At 66.2% G+C, this 21,567-nt stretch carries 23 protein-coding genes; 14 read left to right on the top strand and 9 right to left on the bottom strand.

Going from position 1 to position 21,567, the window contains the following annotated elements; genetic code table 11:
- Window positions 1-82 precede the first annotated feature (82 nt).
- A complete protein-coding gene (locus tag ACZ5YA_RS12880; RefSeq protein WP_118934496.1) occupies window positions 83-1,282 on the bottom strand; it encodes an ABC transporter substrate-binding protein in 1,200 nt (399 codons plus the stop codon).
- 325 nt (window positions 1,283-1,607) lie between these two features.
- Here ACZ5YA_RS12880 and ACZ5YA_RS12875 point away from each other — a divergent pair, with 325 nt between their 5' ends.
- The 3 genes from ACZ5YA_RS12875 to kce are packed head-to-tail and all read left to right on the top strand — an operon-like array spanning window position 1,608 to window position 4,274.
- Window positions 1,608-2,390 carry an SDR family oxidoreductase gene (locus ACZ5YA_RS12875; protein WP_054457818.1) on the top strand — a complete coding sequence of 261 codons (783 nt, stop codon included), beginning with the start codon at window positions 1,608-1,610 and terminating at the stop codon, window positions 2,388-2,390.
- A complete protein-coding gene (locus tag ACZ5YA_RS12870; protein WP_464092639.1) occupies window positions 2,390-3,346 on the top strand; it encodes a 3-hydroxyacyl-CoA dehydrogenase in 957 nt (318 codons plus the stop codon). The genes ACZ5YA_RS12875 and ACZ5YA_RS12870 overlap by 1 nt, the downstream gene beginning before the upstream one ends.
- Window positions 3,339-4,274, top strand: a complete 936-nt coding sequence (gene kce, locus ACZ5YA_RS12865) for a 3,5-dioxohexanoate:acetyl-CoA acetone transferase (RefSeq protein WP_013395474.1) — start codon at window positions 3,339-3,341, stop codon at window positions 4,272-4,274. Before ACZ5YA_RS12870 ends, kce begins: the two co-directional genes overlap by 8 nt.
- 39 nt (window positions 4,275-4,313) lie before the next feature.
- Here the strand turns inward: kce and ACZ5YA_RS12860 are convergent, their stop codons facing one another.
- Window positions 4,314-5,384 carry a glycerol dehydrogenase gene (locus ACZ5YA_RS12860; protein WP_059379534.1) on the bottom strand — a complete coding sequence of 357 codons (1,071 nt, stop codon included), beginning with the start codon at window positions 5,382-5,384 and terminating at the stop codon, window positions 4,314-4,316.
- Between the two features lie 21 nt (window positions 5,385-5,405).
- A complete protein-coding gene (locus tag ACZ5YA_RS12855; protein WP_059379533.1) occupies window positions 5,406-6,110 on the bottom strand; it encodes a GntR family transcriptional regulator in 705 nt (234 codons plus the stop codon).
- Window positions 6,111-6,237: 127 nt separating this feature from the next.
- On the opposite strand from ACZ5YA_RS12855, the gene ACZ5YA_RS12850 reads away from it, so the two are divergent.
- Genes ACZ5YA_RS12850 through ACZ5YA_RS12835 form a run of 4 tightly spaced genes read left to right on the top strand, consistent with a single transcriptional unit; the run spans window position 6,238 to window position 10,523 of the window.
- Entirely contained in the window at window positions 6,238-7,095 is an 858-nt protein-coding gene (locus ACZ5YA_RS12850; protein ID WP_118934490.1) for a transketolase, read from the top strand.
- A complete protein-coding gene (locus tag ACZ5YA_RS12845; RefSeq protein ID WP_464092638.1) occupies window positions 7,096-8,082 on the top strand; it encodes a transketolase family protein in 987 nt (328 codons plus the stop codon). It abuts the gene before it with no gap.
- Window positions 8,083-8,097: 15 nt separating this feature from the next.
- Window positions 8,098-8,919 (top strand): shikimate dehydrogenase family protein, encoded by an 822-nt coding sequence (locus ACZ5YA_RS12840; protein ID WP_464092637.1) that lies wholly within the window; start codon window positions 8,098-8,100, stop codon window positions 8,917-8,919.
- 5 nt (window positions 8,920-8,924) lie between these two features.
- A complete protein-coding gene (locus tag ACZ5YA_RS12835; protein WP_118934488.1) occupies window positions 8,925-10,523 on the top strand; it encodes a GMC family oxidoreductase in 1,599 nt (532 codons plus the stop codon).
- 57 nt (window positions 10,524-10,580) lie between these two features.
- Here the strand turns inward: ACZ5YA_RS12835 and ACZ5YA_RS12830 are convergent, their stop codons facing one another.
- Genes ACZ5YA_RS12830 through ACZ5YA_RS12810 form a run of 5 tightly spaced genes read right to left on the bottom strand, consistent with a single transcriptional unit; the run spans window position 10,581 to window position 15,379 of the window.
- Window positions 10,581-11,594 carry a proline racemase family protein gene (locus ACZ5YA_RS12830; protein WP_059379528.1) on the bottom strand — a complete coding sequence of 338 codons (1,014 nt, stop codon included), beginning with the start codon at window positions 11,592-11,594 and terminating at the stop codon, window positions 10,581-10,583.
- A gap of 36 nt (window positions 11,595-11,630) precedes the next feature.
- Window positions 11,631-12,422, bottom strand: coding sequence for an ABC transporter permease (locus ACZ5YA_RS12825; protein WP_464092636.1), 792 nt, complete (start codon window positions 12,420-12,422; stop codon window positions 11,631-11,633).
- Window positions 12,419-13,267 (bottom strand): ABC transporter permease, encoded by an 849-nt coding sequence (locus ACZ5YA_RS12820; RefSeq protein ID WP_464092635.1) that lies wholly within the window; start codon window positions 13,265-13,267, stop codon window positions 12,419-12,421. The genes ACZ5YA_RS12825 and ACZ5YA_RS12820 overlap by 4 nt, the downstream gene beginning before the upstream one ends.
- Window positions 13,264-14,313, bottom strand: a complete 1,050-nt coding sequence (locus ACZ5YA_RS12815) for an ABC transporter ATP-binding protein (protein WP_464092634.1) — start codon at window positions 14,311-14,313, stop codon at window positions 13,264-13,266. Before ACZ5YA_RS12815 ends, ACZ5YA_RS12820 begins: the two co-directional genes overlap by 4 nt.
- Before the next feature lie 13 nt (window positions 14,314-14,326).
- Entirely contained in the window at window positions 14,327-15,379 is a 1,053-nt protein-coding gene (locus ACZ5YA_RS12810) for an ABC transporter substrate-binding protein (RefSeq protein WP_118934482.1), read from the bottom strand.
- Between the two features lie 140 nt (window positions 15,380-15,519).
- On the opposite strand from ACZ5YA_RS12810, the gene ACZ5YA_RS12805 reads away from it, so the two are divergent.
- The 6 genes from ACZ5YA_RS12805 to ACZ5YA_RS12780 all read left to right on the top strand — a co-directional run bounded on the left by ACZ5YA_RS12805 (window position 15,520) and on the right by ACZ5YA_RS12780 (window position 20,301).
- Window positions 15,520-16,587, top strand: a complete 1,068-nt coding sequence (locus ACZ5YA_RS12805; protein WP_118934479.1) for a GlxA family transcriptional regulator — start codon at window positions 15,520-15,522, stop codon at window positions 16,585-16,587.
- 62 nt (window positions 16,588-16,649) lie between these two features.
- Window positions 16,650-17,360, top strand: coding sequence for a glutathione S-transferase (locus tag ACZ5YA_RS12800; protein WP_306636028.1), 711 nt, complete (start codon window positions 16,650-16,652; stop codon window positions 17,358-17,360).
- Between the two features lie 182 nt (window positions 17,361-17,542).
- Complete coding sequence (locus tag ACZ5YA_RS12795; protein WP_464092633.1) at window positions 17,543-18,982, top strand: PAS domain-containing protein; 1,440 nt, start codon at window positions 17,543-17,545, stop codon at window positions 18,980-18,982.
- 104 nt (window positions 18,983-19,086) lie between these two features.
- A complete protein-coding gene (locus ACZ5YA_RS12790; protein ID WP_059379521.1) occupies window positions 19,087-19,311 on the top strand; it encodes a DUF1653 domain-containing protein in 225 nt (74 codons plus the stop codon).
- A 4-nt stretch (window positions 19,312-19,315) separates the two neighbouring features.
- On the top strand, window positions 19,316-19,933 hold the full coding sequence (locus ACZ5YA_RS12785) for a 3'-5' exonuclease (RefSeq protein WP_118935259.1): 618 nt from the start codon (window positions 19,316-19,318) through the stop codon (window positions 19,931-19,933).
- An 8-nt stretch (window positions 19,934-19,941) separates the two neighbouring features.
- Entirely contained in the window at window positions 19,942-20,301 is a 360-nt protein-coding gene (locus ACZ5YA_RS12780; RefSeq protein ID WP_251881244.1) for a nucleotide pyrophosphohydrolase, read from the top strand.
- A 30-nt stretch (window positions 20,302-20,331) separates the two neighbouring features.
- Here ACZ5YA_RS12780 and ACZ5YA_RS12775 read toward each other — a convergent pair whose 3' ends face one another.
- Complete coding sequence (locus tag ACZ5YA_RS12775; protein ID WP_059379519.1) at window positions 20,332-20,622, bottom strand: antibiotic biosynthesis monooxygenase family protein; 291 nt, start codon at window positions 20,620-20,622, stop codon at window positions 20,332-20,334.
- A 454-nt stretch (window positions 20,623-21,076) separates the two neighbouring features.
- Between ACZ5YA_RS12775 and ACZ5YA_RS12770 the strand changes: the two genes are divergently transcribed.
- The gene (locus ACZ5YA_RS12770; RefSeq protein WP_059379518.1) at window positions 21,077-21,541 is read left to right on the top strand and encodes a hypothetical protein; all 465 of its coding nucleotides are present in this window, start codon (window positions 21,077-21,079) and stop codon (window positions 21,539-21,541) included.
- Window positions 21,542-21,567 lie beyond the last annotated feature (26 nt).

The raw sequence follows: 21,567 nt of genomic DNA, 5'->3' as shown, positions 1-21,567 counted from the left end.
GGCCGTGTCGTCGGCCGAACCGGGGCGCGCGGACCCCGGGAAACGTCAGGCGCCCCCGAGCGCCTGAGCACTGGCGTGGCGCTTATTTCTTGAAGACGGGCTTGCCGAGTGCGAGGTTGCTGGGTGCGATGGTGACCAGCTTGCCGTCCTGCCACTGCATCACGTAGAACGTGGATGCGTTGTTCTGGCCGTCTTCGCCGAAGTCGAAGGCCCAGCCGTTGGCAGTCTGGCCGGCCGGCTTCTTGTAGGCCAGGACCGCGGCGCGGATCTTGTCCTTGTCGGTGGACTTGGCGTTGCCGATGGCTTCGAAGAAGGCCTTGGCGCCGACGTAGTTGGTCAGGCTGTGGCCGGATTGGGGGTCGCTCTTGTAGGTGGCTTTGTAGGCTTCCAGGAACTTGTCCAGGCCGGGCGCGCCCGCGGGGTTGATGGAGGATTGCGGGAAGTCCAGGTCGAACACGCCGTTCATGTCGGCGCCCACGGCCTTGGCGGTGTCCGCCAGCGAATAGCCGCCGCCCGCGCCGATCACGACCTTGGGCTTGAAGCCCGCGGCGCGCGCCTGGCTGAAGAACAGGATGGCGTCGTTCTGGTAGGCCGTCTGCAGCACCACGTCGACCTTGGCGCCCTTCAGGCGCAGGATCAGCGAGGACAGGTCCACGGTCTTGGCCGAGTACGGCAGCACTTCCGCGACCGTATAGCCCAGCTCCTGCGCGCGCTTCTTCTCGGTGGCGGCCACGTCGGTGCCGTAGGGGCCGTCCTCGTGGATGATGCCGATCTTGATGTCCTTGGGGTTCAGCCCCATGCCCGGCGCGATGGTGTCGTGCAGCGCGTTGACCACCGACACGCCGTACAGCGCGGTGTTGGGGTTGCTGCGGAACAGGTACTTGTAGCCGCGGGTGGTGATCTTGTGCGCGGTGGCGCCCAGTTCGAAATAGGGCACGCCGGCCAGCTCGGTCACGGGCGAGGCCGCATAGGAGATGCCGGAAGCGTAGCTGCCGAACACGCCGACCACGTTGGAGGAAATCAGGCGCTTGGTTTCCGACACGGCTTGCGTCGGATCGACGGCGTCGGCCTTGATGATCTCGATCTTTTCGCCGTTGACCCCGCCGGCGGCATTGATCTCATTGACGGCCAGTTCCAGGCCGCGATAGCTCTCTTGTCCCAGAAGCGCGAGCGCGCCGCTGAACGGGAAGAGGGCGCCTACCTTCATGTCGGCCGCTGCGGTGCCGCTTGCCAGCGCGCCGCACAGGCCCAGCGCCAAAGCAATTTTGTTGAACTTGAACACTGTCTACGCTCCTTTGTCGGTATGGGATGCGGACTTTCTTGTTTGGTCCGTTTTTTTGAATATATGATATATCGGACGGGCGGGTAGCAAACCCCGCCTTGGATTCTAGTTGGGGCCGTAACCCGCCGAATCGGGGAATTCCCTAAAGCCGCATGAATAAAGACTTAGCGGGCTGATATCAAGCAAATGGCGGGGGTTTTACGGCTTTGGGATGAAGCATTCCGGTGGCTGCAACGGTTGCAACAAACGCTAGAAAATAGTTGTTTTTTTCATATATCGTATATCATCAATCGGCCGTTTTTCATAAGAATCAGGAGACAGAGGCATGTTCGAGGAAGTGGATTTCGCCGGGAAAAAGGTGCTCATCACCGCCGGCGCGGACGGGCTGGGCCTGGAGATGGCGAAGGTGTTCCGCCATGCCGGCGCCTCCGTGTTCGTATGCGACGTGAACCAGGAGCGCCTGGCCGCGCTGCCGGCCGAATTGCCCGGCGTGCATGCGGCCCTGGCCGACGTTTCGGACGAAGACAGCGTCGCCGCGCTGTTCGACCAGGTCCGCGCCAAGCTGGGCGGCCTGGACATCCTGGTCAACAACGCGGGCGTGGCCGGTCCCACCGGCTACGTCGAAACCCTGTCCAAGGCGGACTGGGACCGCACGCTGGCCGTGAACATCACCGGGCAATTCCTGTGCGCGCGCCAGGCCATTGGCCTGCTCAAGGAGTCCAAGGCCGGCGTGATGATCAATCTGTCGTCCGCGGCCGGCCATCTCGGCTTTGCCGGGCGCTCCGTCTATTCCGCCTCGAAGTGGGCGGTGATCGGCTTTACCAAGTCCCTGGCCATCGAGCTGGGTCCCTATGGCATCCGCGTCAACGCCATCCTGCCGGGCGCGGTGGAAGGGCCGCGCATCCGCGCCGTCATCGCGGCCAAGGCGGATACGCTGGGCCGGCCGGTGGAGGAGATCGCCGCGCAGTACGAGAACCAGGCCGCGCTGGGCCGCATGGTCACGGCGCGCGATATCGCCAACATGGTGCTGTTCAATGCCAGCGAGGCCGCCCGCAGCGTTTCGGGGCAGGCCATCGTGGTGGACGGCTTCACGCAGAAGCTCTACTGATGGACGCCGGGTCCAAGGCGCAGCGCGCCGCCATCATCGGAACCGGCCTGATAGGCCAGGGTTGGGCCATTGTGTTCGCCCGCATGGGCTGGGAAGTGCGCCTGCACGACGTCAACGCCGCGATGCTGGCCGAAGCCCGCGGCCTGATCCTGCGGCAACTGCGCGAACTTGAAGCCCAGGGCTTGCTGACCGACGCCGAGGCCATAGGCGGACGCGTCCATGTGGCAAGCAGCCTGGCCGATGCCTTGAAGGGCGCCCGCTACGTCCAGGAGAACTCGCCCGAGAATCTGGAAATCAAGCGGGCGCTGTTTGCTGAACTGGACGCGGCGGCCGAACCCGACGCCATCATCGGCAGCTCCACATCCAGCATCCCCGCCAGCGAATTCACCGGGCATCTGGCCGGACGCCACCGCTGCCTGGTGGCGCACCCGGTGAATCCGCCGTACCTGATCCCGGTGGTGGAACTGTGCCCCGCGCCCTGGACCAGCCCGCAGGCCGTCGATTCCGCCCGCGCCGTCATGGCCGGCATCGGCCAGAAGCCCGTGCTGGTGCGGCGCGAAATCGAAGGTTTCATCCTGAACCGCCTGCAGGGCGCGTTGTTGCATGAGGCGTTCCGCCTGGCCAGCGCGGGCGTCGCCAGCGCCGAGGACATCGACGCCACGGTGAAGGACGGCCTGGGCCTGCGCTGGTCGTTCATGGGGCCGTTCGAAACCATAGACCTCAACGCACCCGGCGGCATTGCCGACTATTGCGCGCGCTACGGCGGGCTGTACCAGTCCATCGGCGCGACCCAGGGCGAACCCGTCGCCTGGGACGGCGCGCTGGTCGACGCGCTGTCGGAGGAACGCCGCGGCCTGCTGCCGCAGGAAGATCTTGCCAAGCGCCGCTTCTGGCGCGATGAAAAACTGATGCGCCTCATGCGCCATAAACAGGACAACGGAGACAACAATGGCTAAGCCCAAGCAGAAAGTCATCATCACTTGCGCCGTGACGGGCGCCATCCATACGCCCAGCATGTCGCCGCACCTGCCAGTGACCGCCGACGAGATCGCCGAAGCGGCCATCGGCGCGGCCAAGGCGGGCGCGGCGGTGCTGCACCTGCATGCGCGCGATCCGCAGACCGGCAAGCCGTCGCAGGACCCGGCGCTGTTCAAGCCCTTTCTGGAGCGGATCAAGCGGGAAACGGACGCCATCATCAACATCACCACCGGCGGCAGCCCGCATATGACGGTGGAAGAGCGCATGCGTCCGGCCACCACCTTCAAGCCGGAGCTGGCGTCCCTGAACATGGGATCCATGAACTTCGGCCTGTACCCGATGCTGGGCCGCTTCAAGGAGTTCAAGCACGACTGGGAACGCGAACATCTGGAAAACAGCCGCTCGCTGGTGTTCCGCAATACCTACCAGGACATCGAGTCCATCCTCGCGCTGGGCAACGCCAACGGCACCCGCTTCGAGTTCGAGTGCTACGACATCAGCCATCTGTACAACCTTGCGCATTTCGTGGACCGCGGCCTGGTCAAGTCGCCGCCGTTCATCCAATCGGTGTTTGGCATCCTGGGCGGCATCGGCCCGCACCCGGAAGACCTGATGCACATGAAGCGCACGGCCGACCGCCTGTTCGGCAACGACTATGAATGGTCGATCCTGGGCGCCGGCCGCGGCCAGATCCCGCTGGCCACCATAGGCGCGGCCATGGGCTCGAACGTGCGGGTGGGGCTGGAGGATTCGTTGTGGATCGGGCCGGGCGAGATGGCGCAATCCAATCAGGTCCAGGTGGAGCGCATCCGCACCATCCTGGAGGCGCTGAACCTGGAAATCGCCACGCCCGAAGAGGCGCGCGCCAAGCTCGACTTGAAGGGCAAGGACAACGTGGCGTTCTGATGCGGCCAGGGGCCGGCAGCTATCCGGCCCCTTGTCGCGTCAGGCGCGGCGGCGCAGCGCGGCGGCCAGCGTGTCGGTATCGAGCGCGCGGTCGAAGTTGGCGGCGTGGCGGGCCTTCAGGCTCAGCTCCGCAGCCAGCCGCAGTTCCGTGTCGTCCGGCATGTCGGCCGCACCCAGTTCGCGCAAGGTGGTGGGCAGGCCCACCTGGGCATACCAGCGGGTCAGCTCGGCCAGCACGCCGTCCGTCCGGTTTTCCAGGTCCAGCTGCACCAGCAGTCCGACCGCCACCTGCAGGCCATGCGGGGCGCTCGCCAGGCCGCTGATCCTGGGCAGCCCGCGCGTCAGCGAGTGGGCGATGGACAGGCCGCCGCTTTCGAAACCGAGGCCGCTCATGAGGATCATCGCTTCCACTACGCGTTCGAAGGCCGGCGTGGGCTGGCCGCTGCCGGCAACCGCCACGGCATCCGCGCCGTCGGCCAGCAGGGTGCGCAGGCAGCCGTCGGCGATGAACTGGGCGGTGAGGGGCGGCGCGCCGTCATACATGTTGCGGCCGCTGTTGCGGCTGCATTGCTCGGCCTCGAATTTCTTCGAGACCGCATCGCCCAGCCCGGCGAGAAAGAAATTCGCTGGCGCGGTGGCGATGACGGCGGTATCGACCAGCACGATGGTGGGGTTGAACAGCATGTGCTCCACCGCCAGGAGGTTGTGATGGGCGTCGTACAGGACGTAGTTCTTGCTGGTGGGCGCGTCGTTGGAGGCGACGGTCGGCACGGTGATGAGATGGCAGTGCGAGGACTTGGCCACGGCCTTGCCCGCGTCCAGCGCCTTGCCGCCGCCCACCGCGATCACCATGTCGATGCCGGCAGGCGCGGCCTGCGCGCGCAATTGCGTGATCGCCGCGGGCGTCAGGTCGCCTTCGACGATCAGCGGCGCGAGCGACACGTTATGCGCCGCGCACAAGGCTTCGATTCTTGGCCCCAGCACGCCATGCACATAGCTGTCTATGACCAGGGCGGCGCGGCGGCCGAACAGGGCTGCGTACTGTCCCAGGGTGTCCAGGGCGCCGGCGCCCTGGATGTAGCGGCTGGGCGCGCCAAAAATCTTCAGCATGGGGGATTCCTTCGGGTTTGCCTACTTGCGGGCAGCGGGGGGGCGGTAGTCGAGTTCCTTTTCGCGCTCGACCAGCCAGTCGATCATGATCTTGCCGCCCCAGACCAGATCGGCCTGGATGGCCTGCCTGGCGGCTTCGGAGTCGCGCGCTTCCAGGGCTTCCAATACCGCTTCGTGGCGGTGCTCGTTCTGCGAATAGTCCAGCCCAGAGGTCTTGACGTGGAACACCTTGAGGATGGGGCCGGTGATCACCCAGAACGATTCGACCGTGGCGCGCAGGATGGGCTTGTTGCTGGCTTCCAGGATGCCGAAGTGGAACTTGCGGTTGAGGTAGCTGGCGCGCTTGGGATCGCTGGAAGTGCAGGAGATGAAATCCCGCTGCAGCGCGATCAGGTTGTCCAGCTGTTTGCGCGTGATGTTCTGTGCGGCTTCGGCCGCGCCCATGCCTTCCAGGTGGAAGCGGATCTGCTGGATTTCACGCAGCTTTTCCGAATTGACGTAAGGCACGTAGACCGCGGTGGCCGCCTGCATTTCCAGTCCCTGCTCGCTGATCAGCCGGAAGATGGCCTCGCGTACAGGCGTGATGGAGACGCCCATTTCCTGGGCCAGTTCGCCAATGATCAGGCGTTCGCCGGGTTCGTACTGCCCGTTGATCAGGGCATTGCGGATTTCGTTGTAGACCCTGACGGAGAGGTTCTCTTTCTTTACCGGTTTAAGGCTGGACATGACAGGCTCAGGCTTGCTGTATTGATGGGGGCGGGTGGATTCGGGATGAATTCTATCCCGCCATGGCAAATTCGAGCGCGATGGGTATATTATATATCATATATCCTAACAGCGAAAAGGAAGCGCCATGAGGAGTGACAGGGAGGTCCCCACCGAAGGGGAGGTCGGGCTGCTGCGGGAAAAGGCCCGCCATATCCGGCTGGAGACCATCAGGTTGATCGAGATCGCCAAGGTCGGGCACTACAGCTCGGTGTTCTCGTGCGCGGAAATCTTCGCCGCGCTGTACTACGACGTGATGCGGCTGCGTCCGGGCGAGCCGCAGTGGCCCGACCGCGACCGCTTCCTGATGGGCAAGGGCCATGCCGCCGTGGGTCTCTTCCCGGTGCTGGCGGACCATGGCTTCATAGCCCGCGAGCTGCTGGACGGCTACACCCGCCTGGGCAGCCCGCTGGGCGATCATCCCGACATGAGCAAGGTGCCGGGCGTGGACTTCAGCTCGGGTTCCATCGGCCACGCGTTGTCCAACGGCGTGGGCATGGCGGTGGGCGGGCGCATGAGCGGGCGCGACTTCAACGTCTTCGTGCTGCTGGGCGACGGCGAGATGCAGGAAGGCCAGGTTTGGGAGGCGGCGCTCTTCGCCGCCCACAACCGCCTGTCGCGCCTGGTTGCGATCGTCGACCGCAACGGCTACCAGCTCGACGGCAAGGTCGACGAGGTCATGGGCGTGGAATCGCTGAAGGAAAAATGGCTGGCCTTCGGCTGGGAAGTGCATGAGGTGGACGGCCACAACCTGGTGGAACTGACCGCTTTGCTGCGCCGCCTGCGCGCGGACGAGTCGCGCGCCAGGCCGGCCTGCGTGATCGCAAAGACCATCAAGGGCAAGGGCGTGTCCTATATGGAAACCGAGCCGGGCTGGCATCTGGGCTACCTGGCGCCGCAAGACGCGCAAAGCGCCGTTGAAGAAATCCTTTCCCGCGAGATCTGAATGGCACAGGCACAAGTCCTCTCTCCCGATTCCTGGCAGTACCGCGCGCTGAATGCGGTGAACCCCGGGCTGTCCTATCTTTCCGACGCGCTGATCGAGCTGGCTGCGGCCGGCCATCCGGTGGTCGCCGGTTCGGCCGACCTGCAGTACTCCAACGGCTTGAACCGCTTTGCCCAGGCCTATCCCGACCGCTATGTCCAATTCGGCATTTCCGAGCAGAACATGGTGTCGGCCGCGGCAGGCCTTGCGACCACCGGCATGATGCCCTTCGTCGCAACCTTCGCGTCCTTCCTGGGCCTGCTGTGCTGCGAACAGATCCGCATGGACGTGGCCTATACCAAGCTGCCCGTGCGCCTGATCGGCCACCACACCGGCATCAGCCTGGGCTTCTATGGCACCTCGCACCACGCCACCGAAGATATCTCGACGATGCGGGCGCTGGCCGGCCTGACGGTGGTCTCGCCCGCCGACGGCCCGCAGCTGGCATCCGCCATCAAGGCCTCGGTGGACTGGCCCGAGCCGATCTACTTCCGGATCGGCCGCGGCCGCGACCCGCAGGTCTATGAAGACGGCGCGCCTTTCCAGTTCGGCCGCGCCATTGTCCATTCCCGCGGCTCGGACCTGAACATCATCGCCTGCGGCATCACTGTGCACGCGGCCCTGGCGGCCGCCGAACAACTGCGCGGCGAAGGATTGTCGGTGGGCGTGATCGACATGCCCACCATCAAGCCCCTGGACCGCGACGCCGTGCTGGCCGCGGCAGGCAAGTCCCGCGTGCTGATGACGGTGGAAGAGCACAACGTGCTGGGCGGGCTGGGTTCGGCCGTGGCCGAGGTGCTGGCCGACGCGGGCACAGGCACGCGCTTGCGCCGCCATGGCATCTACGACGAATACAGCCTGATCGCGCCGCCCACCACCCTGTATGCGCACTACAAGCTGGACGCGGACGGCATCGCCGACGTCGCGCGCGCCACGCTCCAGCCCTGAGACACGGAGACAGACATGAAGGAAATCACCGGCACCACGCGCCTGTTCGGCATCCTGGCCGATCCCATTCACCACGTGAAGACGCCGCAGCGCATGAATGAGCATTTTGCCGCCATTGGCTTCGACGGCGTGTGCGTGCCGTTCCACGCCCGGCCGGATAACTTGGCCGAGGTGGTCGCTGGACTGCGGCGGCTGGAAAACCTGGGCGGCGTCATTGTCACGGTGCCGCACAAGACCGCGATACTGGAGCTGGTCGACGACGCCACTCCGGTTGCGCGCAAGATCGGCGCAGCCAACGTGGTGCGCCGCGAGGCGGACGGCAAGCTGGTGGCGCACATGCTGGACGGCGAAGGCTTTGTCCGCGGGCTGCAAAGCGCAGGCGTGTCGCCGCGGGGCAAGAGCGCCTATCTGGCGGGGGCGGGCGGCGCGGCCAATGCAATCGGCTTCGCGCTGGTCCAGGCCGGCGTGTCGCGGCTGACCATCGCCAACCGCACCACGGCCAAGGCCGAGGATCTGAAGGCGCGCATCCTGTCGCTGCATCCCGGCGCCCGGATCGACGTGGGCACGGCCGACCCCTCGGGGCACGACCTGGTGGTCAACGGCACCTCGCTGGGCATGAAGCCGGACGACGCCTTGCCGCTGGACGCCAGCCGCCTGACGCCGGACCAACTGGTCTGTGAAGTCATCATGCAGCCCAAGGACACGGCCTTGCTGCTGGCGGCGCAGGCCCGCGGCTGCAAGGTGCACTATGGCGCGCCGATGCTGGCCTGCCAGATCGAACTGATGGCGCAAATGCTGGGCGTGGCGGCGGACAAGCCGGCCGACGCGGGACGCTGACCCGTATGAGCGACTACGACTTCATCATTGCCGGGGGCGGCACGGCGGGCTGCATCCTGGCCAACCGCCTGAGCGCCGACGGCAAGTATCGCGTGCTGATGCTGGAGGCCGGACATGAGGCCCGCAGCATGTGGATCTCGATCCCGGCGGGCTTTTCCAAACTGCTGGTCAACCCGGAATACAACTGGCGCTTCGCCACCGAGCCGGAAGACAACGTCCACGGCAGGACCATTGCCGTGCCGCGCGGCAAGGGCGTGGGCGGGTCGACGCTCATCAACGGCATGATCTACGTCCGTGGCCAGCCGCAGGACTACGACGGCTGGGAGGCGGCGGGCGCGACCGGCTGGGGCTACAGCCAGGCCGAGCGCATCTTCCGCAAGATCGAATGCTACGAACCCGGCGACGCCAGCCGCGGCAAGAGCGGCCCGATGCATCTGGAAGAGGTGTCCGAACGCTTTCCCATATCGGATGCCTTCCTGAAGGCGGCGCAAGAGGACGGCCAGCCCTTGAATCCCGACTACAACGGCGGCAGCCAGGAGGGCGTGGGCTACTACCAGGTGCTGCAGCACCGAGGCAGGCGCTGGAGCGTGGTGGACGGCTACCTGAAACCCGCTTCCGGCCGCAAGAATCTCACCGTGGAATGCGGCGCGCACGTGACTCGGCTGGTGTTCGAGGGCAAGCGCTGCGTGGGCGTGGCCTATCGCAAGAACGGACAGGAGCACATCGTGCGCGCGCGGCGCGAGACGCTGCTGTGCATGGGCGCGGTGCAGTCGCCGCAGCTGCTGGAACTGTCCGGCGTTGGCAATCCCGCCTTGCTGCAAGCGTTCGGCATCGCGCCGGTGCTGGCGCAGCCGCAGGTCGGCGAAAACTACATCGACCACTTCGCGACCCGCATGAACTGGCGAGTGAAAGGCACGGTGACGCTCAACGAGATGTCGCGCGGTTGGCGCCTGGCGCAGCAGGTGGCGCGCTACTACGCCAGCCACAAGGGCATCCTGACCCTGGGCACGGGACTGGTGCACGGCTTCGTGAAAAGCGCGCCGGACCTGCCGGCGCCTGACGTGCAGTACTTCTTCGTGCACGCCAGCTACGCCAATGCGGCCGAACGTATCCTCGACCGGCAGCCGGGCATGACGATAGGCGTGGCGCAACTGCGTCCCGAGTCGGTCGGATCCATCCACATCAAGTCGGCGGATCCGCAGGCGGGGCCTGCGATCCGGCCCAACTTCCTGTCCGCCCAGGTGGACCGCGACAGCCTGGTGGGTGGCATGCAGGCGGCGCGGCGCATCGTCGGCCAGCCGGCCATGCGGCGCTATGTCGAATCGGAGATCAGCCCCGGCGCGGCGGTGGACAGCTACGACGAATGGCTGGACTTCGCGCGGCGCAACGGCCAGACCATCTACCACCCCATAGGCACCTGCCGCATGGGTTCCGATGCCGCCGCCGTCACCGACGTGCGCTTGCGGGTGAACGGCCTGTCCGGCCTGCGCGTGGTGGATGCGTCGGTGATGCCGAAGATGGTGTCCGGCAATACGCAGGGTGCCGTCATGATGGTGGCCGAGCGGGGGGCCGAGATGATTCTGGAGGATGCGGCGCAGGCCTAGCCGTATCCGTCACGGAAAAAGGCGCACGTGGCCAATCGGCCCGTGCGCCTTTGCACTTCAGCGGATGAGGAAGCCGGCGCCTACGGGGTCGTTCTTGTCGATCACCCAGCGCGCCGTGCCCAGGATGCTGGCCGTGCCCTTGACCGTGGGACGCACGGCGCGGGTGCCGTTCAGGTCCACCTCGCCCAGCAGGCAGCCTTCGAACACCCCGCTGCCCAACAGGCCTTCCGACTTGATCGGCTGGTTCAAGCCCATCTTGCCGCGCGCTTCGAACATGGCCATCATCGCGCTGGTGCCGGTGCCGCCAGGCGAACGGTCCAGCTGGCCGGCGCTGAACACGTGGACGTTCTTGTAGAACGCGCCTTCGATGGTCGGCTGGTGCCAGAAGGTGATGAAGTTCAGGTTGTTGATGTGCGCTTCGGTCGGGTGCTGGATGCGGTGGCGGGCATTGAGCTGTTCGCGCACGATCAGGCCCATGCGCGACAGCTCGGTGCCGTTGTCCGGCGAGATGCGCAGGTCGCAGCCCGACAGGTCGACGATGCCGAAGTAGTTTCCGCCCCAGACGATGTCGGCGGACAGCTTGCCGTAGCCGGGCAGTTCCACCGGAATGTCCTGCGCGGCCACGTAGGCGGGGACGTTCTCGAAGCGCGTCCACAGCACGTTGTCGCCCTCGGACGCCACTTCCGACACCACCAGGCCGGCGGTGGTTTCAAAGCGGATCTTGGTGATGCCGTCCTTGCCGCGCGGCACCAGGCCATTGGCCACCATGGCCATGCTGACCGCGATGGTGCCGTGGCCGCACATGTGCGAGTACTCGGTGCCGTCGATGTAGATCAGGCCGGCGTCGTACTCGGGGCTGGACGGCGGCGTGAGGAACACGCCGAACATGTCCTTGTGGCCGCGCGGCTCGCGCATCAGCGCCTTGCGCAGCCAGTCGTAGTTTTGCTCCAGGAAGGCGCGCTTCTCCAGGATGGTGGAGCCGGCGGGGTACGGGATGCCGCTGTGCACGATGCACAGGGGCTCGCCTTCGGTATGGGTATAGATGACATCGAACGCGTCTTGCTTGCGCATGACTGTGGCTCCAGACAGTAAGGTAGGGAAGAAAGGTTATTTGCCGCGTTCGGACAGCATGTCCAGCCCGACGGTCAAATCCAGGATGACGATGGCGATCACCGCAACCACGATCGTGGCGCCCGATACGGCTGCGATGGTCGGATCTATCGTGTATTGCACGTAGTTGAAGAGCTTCACGGGGATGGTGTTCAGGTCCGCCGTGGTGTTGAAAATCGACAGCTCCACGTTGATCCACGAAGAGATGAACGCGAAGATCGAACCGGTGACGATGCCTGGCCGGATCTGAGGCAGCACCACCAGGAAGAAGGTCGTCCAGGGATTCGCGCCCAGGTCGGCCGATGCCTCCTCCAGCGCGCGCTGTTCGGGCGTGAGCAGGGTCAGCGTGGACCGCAGCACGAAGGGCGCGATGATGACGATGTGCCCTATCAGCAGGGACAGGAAGCTGCGCGTCAGGCCGAAGTAGGCGCCGTACTGCAACAGCGCCGCGCCCAGAACGATGTGCGGCAGCACCAGCGGCGACATCAACACCGAAGTCAATGCGGCCTTGCCCGGGAACTCGTAGCGCGCCACCGCCAGCGCGGCCGGCACCGTCAGCAGCACGGCCGCGGCCGTCGCCGCCAGGGCCAGCACCGTGCTGGTCGTGAACGCGGCGACGTAGCCGGCCTCGATCGGCAGCGTGCGGTACCACTCCAGCGTAAAGCCCTTGGGCGGAAACGCCAGGTAGGGCGTGGACGTGAACGAGGAACCCAGGATCACCACTAGCGGCAGGGCCAGGTAGGCCAGCACTCCCAGGGCGACCAGGCGGATCAGGTTGCGGGCAATCATCGCGCGGCTCCCGGCAGGACGGCGGCGCGGTTGGCAAGCGCCACCAGGATCAGGGTGAACACCAGCAGCACCATGCTCAGCGCGCCGCCGTAATGGAAGTCGAACACCGTGCTGTACTGCTGGAAGATCAGCATCGACAGCACCGACACGCGCCCGCCGGACAGCAGCGCAGGCGTCACGTAGGCGCTGACGGCCAGGGTGAAGACCATGATGGCGCCCGACATCACGCCGGGCAGCGTCAACGGCCAGGTGATGTGGAAGAAGGTGGCAGCGGGGCTGGCGCCCAGGTCGGCAGATGCCTGTTCGCAGGCCGGATCGACCCGCGCCAGCGCATTGCCGACCGCCAGCACCACGAAAGGCAGCAGCACGTAGACCATGCCGATCAGGATGCCCAGCTCGGTGCCGATGAAACGCATCGGACGGTCGGCAATGCCCGTGCCCACCAGGGCCTGGTTGACCAGCCCGTTGCGGCCCAGCAGCACCATCCAGCCAAAGGCGCGCACGATATTGCTGGTGAACAGCGGCACCACCAGCAGGATCACGCAGAAGCGCCGCCAGGCCTGCCAGCGCACCACGCGCACCAGGTACCAGGCCAGCGGATAGCCCAGGATCACGCAGACCACCGTGGTGAAGAACGCCAGCCGGAAGGTCACCAGGATCACGTCCCAGTGGTATTGGTCGCCCAGCACGCGCAGGTACTGCTGCGGGGTCAGGGTCAAGCCATCGGCGCCGCCTGTGATGCTGGCCAGCGCCACCACCGCCAGCGGCGCCAGGAAGAAGGCCGCGAAGAACAGCACGGGAGCCGCCAGCAGCAGGCAGGGCGAACGCCAGGCGCGCGCGTTCATGGCTGTTCACCGATCAGGTGCAGGTGCTCCGGCGCGAAGGCCAGGCGCGCCGCGGCGCCCGGGCCCAGCCCCGACGGCGCAATGCCGCCGTGGCGCGCCACCAGGATCTGTCCGCCGATGTCCACGTGGATCATGCAGTGGCTGCCCACGTTGATGACGTCGGTGACCGTGCCGTTCAACCCATGCGCCGCCGATTCATCGGCCAGGCGCAAATCCTCGGGCCGCAGCACCGCCACGCCGCGCGCGGGCGCGGCCTTGCCGGGGAACGGCACGCGCAGTCCCTGGGCATCCAGCTGCAGCGCATCGCCGCTGGCCGTGTAGGGCATGAAGTTGGCGTCGCCGATGAACTCGGCCACGAAGCGGGTGGCGGGATGCCGGTAGATCTCGGTCCCGCCGCCCACCTGTTCGATCTTGCCCGCATGCATGACCACCACCCGGTCGGCCATGGTCATGGCTTCTTCCTGGTCGTGCGTGACGAAGATGAAGGCGATGCCCAGCTTGGCCTGCAGGTGCTTGAGTTCCAGCTGCATGCGCTTGCGCAGCTTGAGGTCCAGCGCCGACAGCGGCTCGTCCAGCAACAGCAGCTTGGGCTGGTTCACGATGGCGCGCGCCAGCGCCACGCGCTGCTGCTGTCCGCCGGACATTTCGCGGGGATAGCGCGCACCGAAGTCCGCCAGGCCCACCATGTCCAGCGCCGACCGGGCGCGTTCGGCGGCTGCCTGCTTCGATGCGCCTTGTCGCCGCGGGCCGTAGGCCACGTTTTCCAGCACGCTCATGTGCGGAAACAGCGCATAGTTCTGGAACACCGTGTTCAGCGGCCGGTGGTGCGCGGCCAGGCGGCTGATGTCCTGGCCTTCAATCAGGATGCGGCCCGATTCGGGCCTGAGAAATCCGGCGATCGAGCGCAGCAGGGTGGTCTTGCCGCAGCCGCTGGGACCAAGCAGGGCCACGAACTCTCCCTGTTGGATCTCCAGGTCGATGCGGTCCAGCGCCTGGTAGGCGCCAAAGCGCATCGACACGCCTTCGATGGTAAGCAAAGCGGACATGTTCGATCCCGGTCTAGCGCTTGCGGGCAACCTGGCGGTTCCAGGCGTCCGTGACCTCGGCGCGGCGGCTGTTGATGAGGTTCCAGTCGAACAGGCTCAGGTTCTTGACCGAACCCTCCGCGCCCCAGGGCAGCTTGCGCGCCACGTCCTTCGGCACCTGCACATCCTTGACGGCGGGGCCCAGGTATAGGCGCGTGGCCAGGCAGGCGGCGGCATCCGGCGTGAGCGCGGTGTCGATGAACTTCTGCGCGGCGGCCTTGTTCGGCGCGTTCTTCACCAGATGCAGGCGCGCATCCGTGGCCCAGGCGCCTTCCTTGGGCACGGCGAAGCCGATGGGCAGTCCCTTGTCGATCAGATCCCAGGCGCCCACGTTGAAGTGCGCGCCGATGATGGCCTCGCCGCTCTGGTAGGCGTTGGTGGCGGCGCCCGAGCTGTCGAAGAACAGCGCGGTGTCCAGCGATGCCAGCTTGGCGTACAGCGGCTCCAGGTTCGACGGGTCGACCGCGAACACCCGCGCCAGGAAGAAGATGAACGGCACGCCCGACGAGTTCGCCGGCGAGGGTATGGCCACGGCGCCGGCGTACTCGGGTTTCCACAAGTCCTTCCAGCTGGTCGGCGGCTGGGGCACTTCCTTGGTGTTGTAGGCGATGCCCAGCGAGTAGTAGCCGGTGCTGACCGCGTAGGCGCTGCCGCCATTGCGGTACACGCCCTGGTCGATGACGTTCTTCAGATTGGGTATGCCGGCGGGATCCAGCGCGTCCAGCACGCCGGCCGCGGCGGCCAGTTCGCTGATGCCGCCGTCCATCCAGGCCACGTCCATGGTGGGCGCGTCCTTCTGCTGCTGCAGCTTGGCCAGCGTGGTGGTGGAGGTGCCCACTTCCGGCACCACGGTCACGCCGGTGGCCTTGGTGTAGGGCTCGGCCACGCAGGCGCGGAACGCGTCGCCCCAGTTGCCGCCGTACCAGGCGACGGTGATCTTCTGCTGCTGGGCCAGCGCCTGGCCGGCGCTCAGCAGTCCGGCTGCCAGCAATGCGGCGCGCAGGGCGCGGCGGGTAGGTGTTGCCATGTCGGATTCCCCTTGTCGATTTATCGGCTCCGATCGGCCTGCGCCGGCGGGCGCTGCGGGACGGTGCCATAGGTGCATCTTGGGCGATCCCCGGGAAAACCAGCTTGAAGGCCTGGGACAAAAACTTGAATAATTGCGACATGGAAACCGCTACGTCCGCCGCTGCACCGTCTTTCTCCTATGACGATGAGTACAGCGGCCTGCCTCAGGGGAAACCCGCACTGACCGTAGGCATCGTGCTGCTGGACCAGTTCACGCTGGCCGCCTTTGCCGGATTGGTGGACGTCTTGCGGCTGGCGGGCGACCACGGCGGACGCAGCCGCCAGATCCATACCGCCTGGCGCGTCATGAGCTGGGACGGCAAGCCGCGCTGCTCCAGTGCGGGCCTGACCATAGACGTGGCCGACGGCCTGCCCGAAGACCCGACCCAGTTCGACTACGTGGCGGTTTGCGGCGGCAACGACTATTTCAATGGCCGCCTGCCCGAGCCCCTGCGCGACTGGCTGCGGCTGGCGGCGGCGCAGCGCGTGCGGCTCTTGGGCATCTGTACGGGCACCTTCGCGCTGGCGCAGGCCGACGTCATCGGGCCGCGCACGGTCTGCGTGCACTGGAACGTGCTGGATACTTTCCGCGAACGCTTTCCGCAGGCCCGGGCGGTGGTGGACCGGCTGTTCGTGGATGAAGGCGACCTGATTTCCTGCGCGGGCTCCACGGCCGCAATCGACCTGGCGCTGTACCTGGTGGCCCGGCACTGCGGGCGCGACAAGGCCCAGCAGGCGATGCGGCACATGATGCTGCAAGGCGTGCGCCCGGGGCGCGTGCCGCAGGCACATTTCCACACGGACCTGTCGGGCATCCAGGATCTGCGCGTGCGCCAGGCCGCGCACTTCATCGAGCAGCGCATCGACAATCCGCCACCGCTGGATGCGATCGCGCGCTACGTCGGCGTCGGGCGCAGGCAGCTGGAACGCGCCTTCCGCATGGCCACGGGCATGTCGCCGATGGCGTTCCAGCGGCAGTTGCGGCTGGAATACGGCAGCTGGCTGCTTTTGAACAATCCCAGCAGCATCACGCAGATCGCGCTGGACTGCGGGTTTGCGGATGGCGCGCATTTCTCGCGCGATTTCCGCGCGCATTTCGGCCAGTCGCCGCGCCAGTATCAGCAGGCCGCCGGCCGCGACGGCGGAGTCAGCGTGTTTCCCGCCTGAGGCTTCTGCACGGCTCGTTCCGGCGCCGGCAAGCCATGGGCTTATCAACGGAAGGAGACGACATGACCTATGACCTTTGGTACTGGGACGGCATCCCCGGGCGCGGCGAGTTCGTGCGCCTGGCCCTGGAGGCCGGCGGCATTCCCTACCGCGAATGCGCGCGCGAGCCCGGCGCGGATGAAGGCACGCTGGTCGCGGACCTGAGTTCGGCGCGCAAGCATCCGCCGTTCGCGCCGCCGTATCTGGTCGCGGGCAAAATGACGCTGGGGCAGACCGCCAACATCCTGCTGTTCCTGGGCGAAAAGCACGGCCTGGCGCCGGACTCGCTGGAAGGGCGGCTGTGGGTGAACCAGCTGCAGCTCACCATCGCCGACATGGTGGCCGAAGCGCACGACACGCATCATCCGATATCCGCCAGCGAGTACTACGAAGACCAGAAGGTCGAGGCCGCGCGCCGAGCGCGCAGCTTTCGCGAGGAGCGCATGCCCAAGTTCCTGGGCTATTTCGAACGCGTGCTGGGCGGGCCGCAGGCCTGGCTGGCGGGCGGCAAGCGCTGGACCTACGTGGACCTGTCGCTGTTCCACCTCGTGGATGGCCTGCTCTACGCCTTTCCGAAACGCATGGCGACCCTGGCCGTGCGTTATCCGAACGTCATGGCGCTGCATGCGCGCGTGGCGGCGCTGGCGGAATTGCAGCCTTACTTTGACAGCGGCAGGCGCTTGCCTTTCGGGGAAGGGATCTTTCGCCAATATCGCGAATTGGACGCGGCTTGAGTCCGGACAAACCCTGGTGTTGCTGAATCCCGATTTTTTTGATCGGTTTCTTGAAAATCTTGAGGCCCGCTCATTTTTAAGATTAAATATTTGCAAATTGTTTAATAAATATTTCCATTTGTCTCGCGGCAGATAGGTCGAACGGCATCAAACCACCCGGACTCCGGGCAGGAGACGTCAAGATGAAATGGATCACTCTCAGCCAACTGCTGCGCATGGACCGTGGCATACAGAAGGCCGACATGCTTGGGCAGGTCGCGGCAATCCACAACGCCCAGGCCGTCATCGAGTTCGACCTGGACGGGCACGTCCTGGCGGCGAACCCGAACTTCCTGAACACCATGGGTTATGCGCTGGACGAGATCGCGGGGCAGCACCACCGCATGTTCGTCGATCCGGCAGAGCGTGCATCGGCCGCCTATGCGGAATTCTGGAGCCGCCTGCGGCAAGGCGGGCGCGATGCGGGGCGTTACCGCCGCATCCGCAAGGACGGCAGCGACGTCTGGCTGCAAGCGTCCTACAACCCGATTCACGACCGCCGCGGCAGGCTGGTGAAAGTGGTCAAGTACGCCGTGGACATCACCGCGCAGCAACAGCGGCAGGCGGACGTGGAAGGCCAGCTAGCCGCGATCTCCAAGGTGCAGGCCATCATCGAGTTCGAGCTCGACGGCACCATCATCCGCGCCAACGATCTGTTCCTGGGCGCGGTGGGCTATCGCGCGGACGAGATCCAAGGGCGCCACCACAGCATGTTCGTCCCGCCTGAAGAGGCGCGCGGCGAGGCATACAAGGAATTCTGGCGCAGGCTGCGCAACGGCGAACATGACACCGGGCAGTACCTGCGCATCGGCAAGGGCGGTCGCCAGGTCTGGATCGAAGCCAGCTACAACCCGATCTTCGATGCCGAGGGCCGCCCGGTCAAAGTCGTCAAATACGCGACCGACATCACGCGGCGTTTCACCGCCGCGCAGACCTTGCGCGTCGCGGTCCAGGGCCTGACCGAAAACGCCGAGCGCGCGGGCCAGGCCAATACGCTGGCGCTGGACGCCTGCAGGGTGGCCGAGCAGGGCGGCCAGACCGTGCAGGAAGTGGTGCAGACCATGGGCGGCATCACCCAGAGCTCGCGCCGCATCTCGGAAATCATCGGAGTCATGGACGGCATTGCCTTCCAGACCAACATCCTGGCGCTGAACGCCGCGGTCGAGGCCGCGCGCGCCGGCTCGCACGGCAAGGGGTTCGCCGTGGTCGCGGCCGAGGTCCGCAGCCTGGCGCAGAACAGCGCGGCGGCAGCCAAGGAGATCAAGGACCTGATCACTTCCTCGGTGCAGCAGGTCGAAAGCGGCGCGCGCCAGGTCCAGTCGGCAGGCTCTACCATGGACGATATCGTGGCATCGTCGCGCCGCGTGACTGAAATCATGGCGGAGGTGGTGGAGGTGTCGCTGGCCCAGTCCGCCAGGCTCGGCGAAGTCACCGAGGACATCACGCAGCGGGCGGGAGAGGCTGCGCGTGGCGCGCCGCCGGCGGCCGCCGCGGTCAGGCCCGTGGCGCCAGCGCTGCGGGCCAGGCCGGCCGCCAATGGACCGCTGCAGCCGCAGGCCGAGCGGCAGTACGTGCGCTACTGAGCCGGCGCCGCCGGTCCGATGCGCTATAAAGACGGTATTGATCTGAACCCGCAGGCCCGGGCAGGAACCCTCTGCCCGGGCCGCGTCATTTGCAGCCACCGTCCATGACCGAATCCGAAGCACTGGCTCTCGCCTCGCACCGCCATTACAAGGGCGGCCTCTACCTCTATGTGGGCACCGCCCGCCACTCCGAAACCGAGGAATCCCTGGTGGTCTATGAACACCTCTGGCCTCACGAGCGGGGCTTGTGGGTGCGGCCGGCCGATATGTTCTTCGGTCAGCTGCCCGACGGCACGCCCCGCTTCGCGCCCTTGCGGCCGGCGGAGTAAGGCCGTGGCGTTCTACTACCGGCGGCCGCGCGCAAGCGGCGCTGCGCCTGCCCGCGCGACGGGCGGCAAGGCGGGCGGCGAGGCGTTGGCCGCCGCGTTACAGGCATTGCGCGGTCCGTTCATCGTGGCCGACCTGGAAACCACCGGCCTGTCCACCGCCACTTGCGAGATCCTGGAGTTCGCGGCGGTGCGCGTGGGCGCGGCAGGCGCGCTTGAGCGGGAGTACACGCAGGTCGTGCGCACGCGCGGGCCGGTGCCGCCCTTCATCAGCCGTCTGACGGGCATCACGCAGGCCGAGGTCGACCGCGACGGCGTGCCGGTGGCGCAGGCGTTTTCCTCCTTCCTTGATTTCGTCGAAGACCTGCCGGTGTTCTTCCATAATGCCTCGTTCGACCGGCGTTTCCTGGGCGCGGCGGCGGATCTGACCGGCCTGCCGTTTGCCAACTCGACCCATTGCACGCTGGCGCTGGCGCGGCGCGCATGGCCGGAGCTGCCCTCGCACAAGCTGGAGATCCTGGCGCGCCATGTGGGCGCTTCGGATCCCACCCACCGCGCGCTGGCCGACGTGCGCACCACCGTGGCCGTGGCGTTGGCGGCGAGTTCCCGCCTGGCCGCGGGCTAGGAGTTTCGATGTCCGACCTGGAACAGATCCGGCTGGCCGTGCGCCGGTTTACCGAAGAGCGGGAGTGGCAGCCCTTTCATACGCCCAAGAACCTGGCGATGGCGCTGGCCGGAGAGACGGGCGAACTCGTGTCCCTGTTCCAGTGGCTGAGCGAGGCCGAGTCGCGCCAGATGCCGCCGGAGAAACTGGCGGATGCCGCGGACGAAATCGCGGATGTGCAGATGTACCTGGTGGCCCTGGCCGACCAGCTCGGCATCGATATCGCCGACGCGGTCGCAGGCAAGATGGTCAAGAATGCGCGGAAGTATCCGGCGGATCGTTTTCGCGGCAGCGCGCGCAAGTACGACGATCCGCCCGAACAGCCCTGACTCGCGCGCGACGCGGCCAGGCCGGCCGCCTCAGAGCACTTTTTGCTCGTGATGCACCTGCGGCGGTTCAACGAAAAAGCCCGCCACCAGCTTGCGCCATTCCTGGAAATCGCTGGATTCGCGGAAATCCACCATGTGGTTCTCGACGGTTTCCCAGTCCACCACCAGCGTATAGCGCTGCGGTTGTTCGATGCTGCGGTATAGCTCCATGCCGTGGCAGCCGCGGGCCCGCAAGAACAGCGGCTTCGCCTGCGCGACGCCTGCTTCGAACAGCGCTTCCTGTCCTTCGCGGACATGGATGCTGGCAATCTCCTGGATCATGGTCTGGTCTCCAAACAGATGAGGCCGGGTAGCGCCCGGCCGGCCGCCGTAGTATCGCTGAAATTTCCGGACCGGGCGCGCCCAGGACCCTGCCGCTTCAGTTGTGCGCGTTAGGGAAATTGCCCGAGGCGGCGACGCTCATTCCCATCCATAGAGTTGAACCCGCATGCGCGCGCGGCGCCGCAGGCGCGGTTTCCCTCGTCCATACGCACGGGCGCCGCGCAAGATTGCCGCAAATCTGGCCGATTGTTTTACAGCCGGGCGTCGTCCATCGGGACCCGGTCGCCCGTTTAGGCGATATCGACTTGCCTAGGACGGCGCAATCATTCCGTACCAATACGAAAGTCCCACGCCTTTCGTCATTGTCCAGGCGTGGCGCTGAGCGGTAACGGTCCGCGCCGGTCGGTCGCCGGTAATCGTGAATCCGTGCATGCACGGAGCAGGAGGAGCTGAAATGAAAAAGCTCATGGCAGTCGCCGCGTTGTCCTTGTTCGCTGTCTCGGCCTATGCGGACCCTGGTGGCTCAATCACGGGTCACGCGGGGGCAATCAATGGCACCGCGTCATCCATCTCCACGGGTAGCTCCGTGGCCGCCACCCAGATCAATGGCTACGGTTCATCCACCCAGGTGTCGTTCGGCATGACGGGCGGCGTTGCGGAGGTGGGGGGTACCTTCAGCCGCGATGGCACGCAAGTGGTCACCAGCACGCGACAGTACGCCAATAGCGATTCGTACGGCCATGTCTCGGGCAATGCGCCCATCATGGTGGGCGACAGCATCGCCAATGGCGGCGCCACGTTCGCCAAGACGGATACCAGCGCTTCGGCGACGGGCTCCTTCCATGCGGTGAATGTGGGTGCGTTCGGGTCGATACACGGCATCGGCCCGGTGGGCCATGTCGGCGGTTTCAATCACTGACCCAGTTATCCGGACGGCTTCGGCCG

This window comes from Achromobacter sp. JCM 18799 (assembly GCF_055395645.1).
Note: the sequence above shows the minus strand (reverse complement) of the source record. Positions and strands in the feature narration are given on the sequence as shown.